The following is a 12,020-nucleotide window of genomic DNA, read 5'->3' on the forward strand; positions in this document are numbered from 1 at the left end:
TTCGGCCAATAAAAAACCCCAGCGAGTGGCCGGGGTCTTGGATCGAGCAACGAAGGGTCAGCTCGGGAAGACCACCTTGAACACGTCGCTGAAGCGCTTGGCGAAGTGCACGGTCAGGCCCTCCTTGAGGTAGTCGGGCAGTTCTTCGAAATCGCCCCGGTTGGCTTCCGGCAGGATGATTTCGTACAGCTTCTGCCGACGCGCGGCGATGACCTTTTCGCGCACGCCGCCGATGGCCATCACCTGGCCGGTAAGGGTGAGTTCGCCGGTCATGGTGACGCCTTTCTTCGGCGCCTGGTTGCGTGCCAGCGACAGCAGCGCGGTGGCCATGGTGATGCCGGCGCTGGGGCCGTCCTTGGGCGTCGCGCCTTCCGGCACGTGCAGGTGGACGAAGGCCTGGTCGAAGAACTTCGGGTCGCCCTTGTACTGCTTGAGGTTGGAGCTTACGTAGCTGTAGGCGATGTCGGCCGATTCGCGCATCACCTCGCCGAGCTTGCCGGTGAGCTTGAAGCCGCGGTTGAGCGTATGGATGCGCGTGGCCTCGATCGGCAGGGTCGCGCCGCCCATGCTCGTCCAGGCCAGACCGGTGATCACGCCGACACCGTGCAGCGTCTGCTCGGGCCGCCAGAAGGGGATGCCCAGCGCGTCTTCCAGGTCTTTCGGGCCGATCTTCAGCTTGCCCTTGTCGTCCGGGTTTTCAAGTATCTTGACGACCGACTTGCGCACCAGCTTGCCGAGCTGCTTGTCCAGCTGGCGCACGCCGGCTTCGCGGGCATAGCCCTCGATCAGCGCCTTGAGGGTGGCATCGGTGATGCTGAGCTTGTTCTTCGGCACGCCGGCTTTCTCGAGCTGCCGCGGCCACAGGTGGCGCTTGGCAATGGCGAGCTTTTCCTCGGTGATGTAGCCGGACAGCCGGATGATCTCCATGCGGTCGAGCAGCGGGCCGGGGATCGAATAGAGCGTGTTGGCGGTACAGATGAACAGCACCTTGGACAGGTCCAGGCGCATGTCCAGGTAATGGTCGAGGAAGTTGACGTTCTGTTCCGGGTCGAGCGTTTCCAGCAGCGCCGACGCCGGGTCGCCCTGGTAGCTGGAGCCGAGCTTGTCGATCTCGTCGAGCATGATCACCGGGTTCATCACTTCGACTTCGCGCATCGCCTGCACCAGCTTGCCCGGCTGGGCGCCGATGTAGGTGCGGCGATGGCCCTTGATCTCAGCCTCGTCACGCATGCCGCCGACGCTGAACCGGTAGAACGGCCGGCCGAGCGATTCGGCGATCGATTTGCCGACGCTGGTCTTGCCGACGCCCGGCGGGCCGACCAGCAGGACGATGGAGCCGTCGATGGAGCCCTTGTAGGTGCCGACGGCGAGGAATTCGATGATGCGGTCCTTGATGTCTTCGAGCCCGGCGTGGTGGGACTCGAGCACCTTGCGGGCGTGGGCGAGGTCGAGCTTGTCCTGGACGTAGACGCCCCAGGGCAGCGCCGTGGCCCAGTCCAGGTAGTTGCGGGTCACCGCGTATTCAGGCGAGCCGGTCTCGAGGATCAGCAGCTTGGCCAGCTCGTCGTCGATGCGCTTCTGCGCGGCCGGCGGCACGTTCTTGCCTTCCAGGCGGGCGCGGAACTCGTCGGCATCGGCGTGACGGTCGTCCTTGGTGATGCCCAGCTCCTGCTGGATGATCTTCAACTGCTCCTTGAGGAAGAACTCGCGCTGGCGCTCGCCGATCTTGCGGTTGACCTCGGCGGACAGCTCCTTCTGCAACTTGGCGACCTCGACCTCCTTGCGCAGCAGCGGCAGCACCTTCTCCATGCGCTTGAGGATCGGCACCGTGTCGAGCACCTCTTGCAGCTCCCGGCCGGGCGCGGTGGTCAGTGCCGCGGCGAAATCGGTCAGCGGCGAGGGGTCGTTCGGGCTGAAGCGGTTGAGGTAGTTCTTCAGTTCCTCGCTGTACAGCGGGTTGAGCGGCAGCAGCTCCTTGATCGCGTTGATCAGCGCCATGCCGTAGGCCTTCACCTCGTCGCGCGGGTCCTGCTCGCTCTTGGGGTACTCGACCTCCACCAGATACGGCGGCTTGCGGCGCAGCCAGCCGCGGATGCGCACGCGCGCCAGGCCCTGGGCGACGAATTGCAGCTTGCCGCCTTCCTGGCTGGCGTGGTGCACCCGCGCCAGGGTGCCGTGCTCGGGCAGGCTGTCCGGGTCGAAGGAGGCGGCGTCCTGCGGGGGCGTCTCCACATAGAAGAGGGCGACTTGCTGGTGCGGCGTCTTGGCGACTCGCTGCAGCGTCTCGGCCCAGGGGTCTTCGTTGACGATGACCGGCAGGACCTGCGCCGGGAAGAACGGCCGGTTGTGTATCGGGATGATGTACAGCTTGTCCGGGAGCGTCTGCTCGGGCAGGACCAGCGTGCCCGTCGAGGGGGCGTCATCTTCGATGAGTTCGGGTTCGGCAGTCGCGTTTTCCTGATCGCTCATGGGGCACCTGTCTCGAATACGTGCTCGGTTAGATGGGTCGTTGCCCCGAAGATTTCAAGAATTTCGCCGATGGCATCGATTCGCCCGGGCCTGGCCCGATGGGCAAGGGACGGGCGCTGGAGTAAAGTGCGCCGATTCCCCGAGGTCCCCGCCATGCTGCAAGCGCGTCTGCTTTGCCTCGACAACCAGGCCCACGAACACGCCCACGACTACCACCAGCTGGTCCTGTCGCTGGCGGGTCGTGCCGAATTCGAGGTCAACGGGGCGGGCGGCGAGGTCTGTCGGATGCGGGCCTGCCTGGTGCCTGGCGATGCCGACCATCAGTTCGCCGGCATGGGCGAAAACCGCATGCTGATCCTCGATCTCGACGAGGACGACATGCGTGACGGGGACCGCGACCTGTTGCTGCGCCTGTTCGACAGCCCGCGCTACCCGGCGCTGGATGCCGACTTTCTCAATCTGCTCAACTACGCCGGCGCCGAGCTCGCACGCTACGGCAGCGACCCGCAGCTCGCCCGCACGCTGGGCGGCGTGTTGCTGCATGCGCTGCACCTGCGGCTGTTCGGTGAGCGCAGGATCGGCAGCGGCGGGCCGCTGGATCTGGACACGCTCGATTCGCACATCCTGCACAACCTGGCGCGGCGCATCACCGTCGCCGAGCTGGCGCAGGTCGCCTGCCTCAGCCCGAGTCACTTCCACGCCCAGTTCAAGGACAGCGTCGGCCTCACCCCGCACCAGTACCTGCTCAAGGCGCGCCTCGACCATGCCACGCGCCTGTTGCGCGAAAGCCGCCTGCCGCTGGTGCGCATCGCCGAGGAGTGCGGTTTTTCCAGCCAGAGCGCCCTGACCACGGCCATGCGTCGCTACCTGGGGCTGACGCCGCGTCGGCTGCGCGAAGGCGTCTGACCGACGAACGGCAACCTCATGCCGCGCGCGCCGCGGCCGATAGCCCGGAAAGCGCTTTCGCGCCGTTGCGATTTGACCGATGGCCGATAGCCACTAGAGTTCAGTCAACGACATTCCATTGGAGCGGACAGGCGGTGCCGTGCGCGCCCCTGCCAGGTAGTCCCGATGTCCAGAACCTTCATCCGGCGGCTCGTTGCGCTTGGCGTGTGCCTGTTGGCGGCACCCGTCGAGGCGGGACCGTTCAGTGCCACGCTGGTCGATGCCCAGGGCGCGCCGCTCGCGCATGCCGTGCTCAGCCTGCACGCCGAAACGCCGGCCGGTACGCCGGCGCCTGCCGTGCTCGACCAGATCGACAAGCAGTTCGTCCCCTATGTGCTGTCGGTGCGCCGCGGCACCGCGGTGAGCTTTCCCAACCGTGACGACATTCGCCACCAGGTCTATTCCTTCTCCGAACCCAAGCGATTCGAGTTGCGCCTCTACCAGGGCACGCCCTCCGAGCCGGTGGTGTTCGACCAGCCGGGCGTGGTCGTGCTCGGCTGCAACATCCATGACTGGATGCTCGGGTACGTCTACGTCACCGACGACCCCTGGCATGCCGTCAGCGATGCCCAGGGGCGGGTGCGCTTCGACGACCTGCCGCCGGGGCGCTATCGCGTGACGCTCTGGCACCCGCAGTCACCGGCGGGCCAGCCGCAGCCGGCAGGCGAGCTGGCGATGACGGACGCGGCGCTCAAGCGCCGATTCACCCTCGACCTGGCCTCGCCACCCGCCACGCCGCCGGCTGCGCCGGCGTCCAGTCCGTTCGCCGATGCCTTCCAGAGCAAGAGCCGTGCTGCTCAGCCGTAACAGCGTTCATGCGCGCCTGACCGGCCTGGTCGCGCTGCTGCTGCTCTCGGTGATCCTGGCGCTGTACGTGTCCGTGCGACTGGTGACCGAATCGGCCATCCGCCAAGGCGCCAGCGATCGGCTGGCGGTCGGCCTGCGCGTGTTCGAGCAGTTGCTCGACACCCGCGCCGCGCAGCTGCGTGACGGCGTGGTGGTGCTGGCCGCCGACTTCGGATTCCGCGAGGCCGTGGCCAGCGGCGACCTGCCGACCATGCACTCGGTCATGCTCAACCAGGCGACCCGTATCGGTGCGCAGATCGCGCTGCTGATGGACGATCAGGAGCGAATCCTCGCGTCCAACGTGCCGGGCATGCCGGCGGGTGCCTATTTCCCGCATACCGCGGCGCTGGCGATCGACTCCACTCTGGGGCGTGGCGCGGGCGTGGTTGTGCTCGGTCACGAGCCCTATCTGCTGGTCGAGGCGGAGATACGCGCGCCTCTGCCCATCGCGCGCGTGGTGATGGGCTTTCACATGGGCCAGGACATGGCGGCGGACCTGCGGTCGCTGGTCAACCTCGAGGTCTCCTTCGCCGCGATCGGTCGAACAGGCGAGAGCCATGTCGAGTCCACCCTGGCGCCGGACGAGGTCCGCGTCCTGCTGCCGGCCTGGCAGGCGGGCGATTTGCCCGATGGCATGGAAGAGCTCGAGCTGGACGGCCGGAGCTATCTCACCGACGAGCTGGTGCTCGCCTCGGAGCCGGATTACCGCATGATCGCCTTCGTGCACAGCTCGCTGGACGAGGCCCTGGCCAGCTTCCACGAGCTGGATTCGCGCATGCTGCTGATCGCGCTGACGGCGCTGCTGGTGTCGCTGCTCGGCGCGCAGCTGCTGGCGCGCAGCATCTCCAAGCCGGTTCGGCAACTGGCCCGTGTCGCCGAACGCGTGGGTCAGGGCGACTACCGGACGCCCGTCGAGCTGCATCGCAACGACGAGTTGGGCAGCCTTGCCGGTGCGCTCAACCACATGCAGGCGGCGATTGCCGAGCGCGAGCGGCGCCTGGCGCACAACGCGCTGCACGATCCATTGACCGGCCTGCCGAACCGCGCGCTGGCCATCGAGCGGCTGGAGAACGCCATTCGCACCGAACGCCCGCTGGCCTTGCTGCATCTGGGCGCCGACGGCTTCAAGGCGGTCTACGATGCCTGTGGCGCGTCCTGTGTCGAAACGGCGATCCAGACCTTTGTCCATCGGGTGAAGTCGGCGCTGCCGGCCGGCGCGAGCCTGGCTCGGCCCGTGGTCGACGAGTTTCTGGTGCAGGTCGACGCGCTCGGCGCCGATGCCTCGGTCGGTCTGGCCGACAGGCTGTTGCAGGCGCTCGGCGAGCCGTTGGTGATCGAGGGGCATGAATTCCGTATCGAAACGCGCTGCGGCATCGCGCTTTACCCGATCGATGGCGTGACCGCCGACGACGTGCTGCGCCGTGCGGCCATCGCCATGCGCGATGCGGCCGCCCAGCCGGGTCGGCTACAGCTCTATCAGCAGGGGCGCGATCACGCCTACGACCGCCAGATCACGCTGGTGCGCGACCTGCGCCACGCCGGCGAGCGGGGCGAACTGCTGCTGCACTTCCAGCCCAAGCTCGATATCCGCAGCGGTCAGGTGCAGCAGGCCGAAGCATTGCTGCGCTGGCAGCACCCGGCGTTCGGCATGGTCTCGCCCGGCGAATTCATCCCGCTGGCCGAGCGCACCGGCAGCATCCAGCACCTGACGGCCTGGGTCATCGAGGCGGTGCTGCGCCAGCTTGCTCAATGGGGCGAGCGCGGGGTGAGCGTGCAGGTGTCGCTGAACATTTCCGCCGAGGATCTGATGTCCATCGATCTGCCCGATCGCGTCCGCGATCTGCTCGGGCGCTACCGCGTGCCCGCCGAGCAGCTGGTCTTCGAGATCACCGAGAGTGCGGTGATGCAGGATCAGGGGCGCGCGCTGGCGGTGCTCAATGGTTTGCGGGCGCTGGGCATTCATCTCTCGGTGGACGATTTCGGCACCGGTTACTCGTCGCTGGCGCAGCTCAAGCGCATGCCGGTGCAGGAGCTCAAGATCGACCAATCGTTCATCCGCGAGCTGGACGAGGCGAGCGATGACGCGGTGATCGTCCGCTCGACCATCGACATGAGCCACGCGCTGGGCCTGAAGATCGTCGCCGAGGGCATCGAGCACGGGCATAGCCTCGATCTGCTCGAGCGCTGGGGGTGCGATGTCGCCCAGGGTTACCTGATCAGCCGGCCGCTGCCCGCGGCGGCCTTCGAACACTGGCTGGCCGAGCGCCAGCGCTTGCCGGTCAGCGTGGAGTGAACGCAACGATGAAAGCCCTTCTGGCCGGTGTGCTGCTTGGCGCGACCGCGTGGGCGCAGGCCGGCGACGGTCGTCTGCTCGCGACTGGCGGTGCGACCAGCCTCGAAGGCGCGGCCGGTGGCGGCATCACGCCCTGGGCGGTACTGGCGGGCTATGGCGAGCGGGGCGAGTGGGGCGCCCATGCGTTCGGCACGCGCGTCGAGACCGGCGATTACCGGCTCGACGTGGCCGGTCTCGCGGTGGCCTACGGCAATCGGATCGAGCTGTCCTACGCGCGCCAGCGATTCGACCTGGGCAACCTGGCGCGCGGCTTGCGGTTGCCCGAGAACAGCCTCAGCCAGGATGTCTTCGGCCTGAAGGTGCGGCTGTTCGGCGACCTGATCTACGACCGGCTGCCGCAGGTGTCGCTCGGCGTCCAGCACAAGCGGCAAAAGGACTTCCTGATTCCCTCGCTCGTCGGCGCGCAGCGTGACCGGGACACCGAGGCCTACCTCACGGCCAGCCGGCTGTTTCTCGGCGGCGCGTTCGGCTACAACCTGCTGATCAACGGCGGGCTGCGTTACAGCCGCGCCAACGAACTGGGCCTGCTCGGGTTCGGCGGCGATCGGCGCGACAGCCGCTCGCTGCTCAAGGAGGGCTCGGTCGCCGTGCTGCTCGACCGGCATTGGGCGGTGGGCGTCGAGTACCGGGAGAAGCCCGACAACCTCGGCTTCGCCGGGGAAAGCGACTGGGCCGACCTGTTCATCGGCTACTTCCCCAGCAAGCGGCTGGCCGTGGTGCTGGCCTACGCCCGGCTCGGCGAGATCGCCACGCTGGACAATCAGGACGGTGCCTACCTGTCCATCCAGGGGAGCTTCTGATGCGTCGTCTGGTGCTCGTGTCCTGCCTGATGCTCGCCGCCTGCGCCCAGCAGCCGCCTCGTGACGACAGCCTCTACCAGTCGCTTGGCGGCCAGCCGGGCATCACCCGCATCGTCGAAGGCATGCTGCTCAACATCGCCGACGACCCGCGGATCGTTGCGCATTTCCGCGAGATCGACATCGAGCGGCTGCGCGACAAGCTGGTGGAGCAGTTCTGCGTCGAGGCGGGCGGGCCATGCCGCTACACCGGGGACAGCATGGAAGAGAGCCACAAGGGCCTGGCCCTGACGCCGAGCGACTTCAACGCGCTAGTCGAAGACCTGCAGCTGGCGATGGAGCGCGAAGGTGTCCCGGTGACGGCACAGAACCGGTTGCTCGCGCGTCTGGCCCCCATGCGCGGGCAGGTCATCGACCGCTGACGCCGCCATCCCGTGGCGTTCACCGCACCGCAACGTTGCGTTTCCGCGCGCCGCGTCGCCTGCCAACGCAGCACGACCTGCGCGGGGTATGGCCGGTTCAATCGGCCGGAGTCTCGCGAAAAAACTCCGTAGTTTTCTGCAAGAAAGTCCTCCAGAGCTGACCGTACAGTCGCCCAACCGCGTTTCGCCCATCCCGGAACAGCCCCTGTGTGGCTGTCCGAGGCGTGCTCGACTACACCTACAACGAACCAGTACCCAACCTCGGAGGAGGGCGTGATGTTCAAAGCCAGTCACGTTTTGCAGGACGGCTTCTTCGCCCAGCTCGCTGCGCAGAAGGCCGATGGTTTCTTCCCGGCCATCAGCGCCAACTACACCGTCGACGAGGCGGCCTATCTCACCGAGCTGCTCCAGCTGGCCGATCCCGGCGAATCGGGCATCGCCGCGATTCGCAACCAGGCGCGCTCGCTGATCGAGTCGGTCCGCCTGCGGGACAACGCCGTCGATACGCTCGACGCGCTGCTGCGCCAGTACAGCCTCGACACCCAGGAGGGGCTGATGCTCATGTGCCTGGCCGAGGCCCTGCTGCGGGTGCCGGACTCGGCCACCGCCGATGCGCTGATCCGCGACAAGCTCAACGCCGCCGAGTGGGAGCGCCACCTCGGCCAGAGCGACAACGTGCTGGTGAACTTCGCCGCCTGGGGCCTGGTGATGACCGGCAAGGTGGTCGACTCCGATACCGCCGACGGCCGCCCGAAGAACGTGCTCGGGCGCCTGATCCAGCGCTCCGGCGAGCCGGTGATTCGCGCGGCGATGAACCAGGCCATGAAGCTGATGGGCAAGCAGTTCGTGCTCGGTCGCACCATTTCCGAAGCCCTGAAGAACGGTCGTCCGCAGCGCGAGAAGGGCTATACCTACTCGTTCGACATGCTCGGCGAAGCCGCGCTGACCGCCGAGGATGCGGAGAAATACCTCGCCGATTACCGTCAGGCGATCGAAACCGTCGGCGCCGAGCCGCAGGTCGGTCGCGGGCCGCGTCCGTCCATCTCGATCAAGCTCTCGGCGCTGCATCCGCGCTATGAAGTCGCCCAGCGCGAGCGTGTGCTGACCGAACTGTTCGCCAGCGTGCGCGAGCTGGCGGTGATGGCGCGCCGGCTGGATGTCGGCATCACCATCGACGCCGAGGAAGCCGACCGCCTCGAACTGTCGCTGCAGCTGTTCGAAAAACTCATGCGTGACCCGGCCATCGCCGGCTGGGGCGAATTCGGGCTGGTGGTGCAGGCCTACTCCAAGCGCTGCCTGCCGGTGCTGGTGTGGCTGACATTGCTCGGCCGCGAGCTGGGCGCGCGCATCCCGCTACGCCTCGTCAAGGGCGCCTACTGGGACAGCGAGATCAAGCAGTGCCAGATCCAGGGCCTGGACGGCTACCCGGTCTACACCCGCAAGGAAGGTACCGACACCTCGTACCTGGCCTGTGCCCGCTACCTGTTGTCGGAGCACACGCGCGGCGTGATCTACCCGCAGTTCGCCACCCATAACGCGCATACCGTCAGCAGCATCCTGGGGATGTGCGGCGACCGCGACTTCGAATTCCAGCGCCTGCATGGCATGGGCGAGGCGCTGTACGACACGGTGATCGAACGCTTCGGCAAGAACGTGCGCATCTATGCGCCGGTGGGGGCTCACAAGGACCTGCTGCCGTACCTCGTCCGCCGGCTGCTGGAAAACGGCGCGAACTCGTCGTTCGTGCACCAGCTGGTCGATCCGCGCGTGCCGGTCGAGTCGCTCATCGACCATCCGGTGACCCAGCTGCGCCAGTTCAGGACGCTGGGCAACGACCGCATACCGCTACCGACGGCGCTCTACGGCGATCGCAAGAACTCCAAAGGGATCAACATGAACATCCAGCAACAGTGGGACGAACTGTCCGGCGCCTTCACGCCGTTCCTCGACAACCAGTGGCAGGCCGCACCGGTCATCAATGGCGAGCGCCTGGACGGCCCGGCCGAGAGCATCACCTGCCCCTACGACCTGAACAAGGTGGTCGGCACGGCGCGCTTCGCCAGTGCCGAGCAGGCGAAGAAGGCGATCGACGGCCTGACCGCGGCCTGGCCGCGCTGGAACGCCACGCCGGTCGATGCCCGCGCCGCGATGCTCGAGCGCCTGGGCGATCTGCTGGAAGCCAACCGCGCCGAGCTGATGGCGCTCTGCACGCTGGAAGCCGGCAAGACCTTGCAGGATGGCATCGACGAAGTGCGCGAGGCGGTCGATTTCTGCCGCTACTACGCCCAGCAGGCGCGCCTGAAGCTGGGCCGCGAGGAGCTGAAAGGCCCGACCGGCGAGCGCAACGAACTGTTCCATGAAGGCCGTGGCGTGTTCGTCTGCGTCAGCCCGTGGAACTTCCCGCTGGCCATCTACCTCGGCCAGATCACCGCGGCGCTGGTGGCCGGCAACACGGTGCTGGCCAAGCCGGCCGAGCAGACCAGCCTGATCGCCGCGCGCGCGCTGGAGCTGATGTTCGAAGCCGGCGTGCCGAAGGATGCAATCGCCTTCCTGCCGGGCGACGGCGCGACCCTGGGCGGCGTGTTCTGCCGCGACCCGCGCGTGGTCGGCGTGTGCTTCACCGGTTCCACCGACACCGCCCGCATCATCAATCGCCAGTTGGCCGAGAAGGAGGGCGCCATCGCCACTCTGATCGCCGAGACCGGCGGCCAGAACGCCATGATCGTCGACTCCACCGCACTGCCCGAGCAGGTGGTCAAGGATGCCCTCGGCTCGGCCTTCACCAGTGCCGGCCAGCGGTGCTCGGCGCTGCGCGTGCTCTATGTGCAGCGCGACATCGCCGACCGCGTGATCGAGCTGATCAAGGGGGCGATGGCCGAGCTGAAGGTCGGCCCGACCTACCTGCGCGAGAACGACATCGGTCCGGTGATCGACAACGAGGCGCGTGAAAGCCTGGTCGCCCATATCGACAAGCTCAAGGCCGAAGGCCGCCTGATCGCCGAGGCGCGGCTGCCGGAAGGGGTGAACGGCCACTTCGTGGCACCGGTCGCGTTCGAGATCGGCGGCATCCACGAGCTGAAGAAGGAGCACTTCGGCCCGGTGCTGCATGTCGTGCGCTACGACGCGGCGGATCTGGAGAAGGTGGTCGCCGCGATCAACGGCACCGGCTTCGGCCTGACCCTCGGCGTGCACAGCCGCAACGAAGAAACGGCCAAGCGGATCGAAGCGCTGTCGCGTGTCGGCAACCTGTATGTGAACCGCAACCAGGTCGGCGCCGTGGTCGGGGTGCAGCCGTTCGGCGGCTGCGGTCTGTCCGGTACCGGTCCGAAGGCCGGTGGCCCGAGCTATCTGCTGCGCTTCACCAACGAGCGCACCACCTCGACCAACACCACGGCGGTCGGTGGCAACGCCTCGCTGCTGGCACTGGCCGACGACTGAGGATCTGGCTCCGCACGCTGGCGGGTGAGCCTGCCTGTCAGCGTTAAAGCAATATCGACGGGTGGCAGCGGCTGTTCGCCATCCAGTCTTTTCCGGCCCATTGAGGTGACACGCTTTGCGTGCCGGTAGCCAAGCGATTGGCTGCCGCCTCTGTGGGATCGGGTTATTCCTCGACCTGCCCAACAACAACTAACGAGGCCACACCATGAACTTCTCACCCACTGCCATCACCTTCGTCCTGTACATCGGGGCGATGCTGCTGATCGGTTTCATCGCTTACCGCGCCACCAAGAACTTCGACGACTACATCCTCGGCGGGCGCAGCCTCGGCAGCCTGGTCACCGCGCTGTCGGCCGGTGCCTCGGACATGAGCGGCTGGCTGCTGATGGGCCTGCCGGGCGCGATCTTCGTCGCCGGGCTGTCGGAGAGCTGGATCGCCATCGGCCTGATCGTCGGTGCCTGGCTGAACTGGCTGTTCGTCGCCGGGCGCCTGCGCGTGCACACCGAGCACAACCACAACGCGCTGACCCTGCCGGACTACTTCTCGCACCGCTTCGAGGATGACAGCCGCCTGCTGCGCATCTTCTCGGCGCTGGTGATCCTGGTGTTCTTCACCATCTATTGCGCGTCGGGCGTGGTGGCTGGTGCGCGGCTGTTCGAGAGCACCTTCGGCGTGCCCTACGACCTGGCGCTGTGGATCGGCGCGGCGGCGACCATCCTCTACGTATTCGTCGGCGGCTTCCTCGCGGT

General features: G+C 67.1%; 8 protein-coding genes. 7 read left to right on the forward strand and 1 reads right to left on the reverse strand.

Annotation, left to right across the window (positions count from 1 at the left end; translation table 11 throughout):
* Window positions 1–57: 57 nt before the first annotated feature.
* Window positions 58–2,469, reverse strand: coding sequence for an endopeptidase La (lon, locus tag D7325_RS13960; protein WP_120996593.1), 2,412 nt, complete (start codon window positions 2,467–2,469; stop codon window positions 58–60).
* 153 nt (window positions 2,470–2,622) lie between these two features.
* On the opposite strand from lon, the gene D7325_RS13965 reads away from it, so the two are divergent.
* From D7325_RS13965 to D7325_RS13995, 7 genes are all read left to right on the forward strand, one after another.
* Window positions 2,623–3,375, forward strand: a complete 753-nt coding sequence (locus D7325_RS13965) for an AraC family transcriptional regulator (RefSeq protein WP_120996595.1) — start codon at window positions 2,623–2,625, stop codon at window positions 3,373–3,375.
* Between the two features lie 165 nt (window positions 3,376–3,540).
* Window positions 3,541–4,221, forward strand: a complete 681-nt coding sequence (locus D7325_RS13970; protein WP_245962084.1) for a methylamine utilization protein — start codon at window positions 3,541–3,543, stop codon at window positions 4,219–4,221.
* Complete coding sequence (locus D7325_RS13975) at window positions 4,208–6,553, forward strand: putative bifunctional diguanylate cyclase/phosphodiesterase (protein WP_245962088.1); 2,346 nt, start codon at window positions 4,208–4,210, stop codon at window positions 6,551–6,553. The genes D7325_RS13970 and D7325_RS13975 overlap by 14 nt, the downstream gene beginning before the upstream one ends.
* An 8-nt stretch (window positions 6,554–6,561) precedes the next feature.
* Window positions 6,562–7,413, forward strand: a complete 852-nt coding sequence (locus D7325_RS13980) for a DUF3034 family protein (RefSeq protein WP_120996599.1) — start codon at window positions 6,562–6,564, stop codon at window positions 7,411–7,413.
* Window positions 7,413–7,832, forward strand: a complete 420-nt coding sequence (locus D7325_RS13985) for a group I truncated hemoglobin (RefSeq protein WP_120996601.1) — start codon at window positions 7,413–7,415, stop codon at window positions 7,830–7,832. The genes D7325_RS13980 and D7325_RS13985 overlap by 1 nt, the downstream gene beginning before the upstream one ends.
* A gap of 276 nt (window positions 7,833–8,108) precedes the next feature.
* Window positions 8,109–11,270: a bifunctional proline dehydrogenase/L-glutamate gamma-semialdehyde dehydrogenase PutA gene (gene putA, locus D7325_RS13990; protein WP_120996603.1), complete on the forward strand. Its 3,162-nt coding sequence runs from the start codon at window positions 8,109–8,111 to the stop codon at window positions 11,268–11,270.
* Between the two features lie 205 nt (window positions 11,271–11,475).
* Window positions 11,476–12,020: sodium:solute symporter family transporter (locus tag D7325_RS13995; RefSeq protein ID WP_425452311.1), on the forward strand; the 545-nt coding region annotated here is incomplete at its 3' end.

The organism is Stutzerimonas urumqiensis (assembly GCF_003640395.1).
In the GTDB taxonomy this organism is placed as follows: Bacteria; Pseudomonadota; Gammaproteobacteria; order Pseudomonadales; family Pseudomonadaceae; genus Stutzerimonas; species Stutzerimonas urumqiensis.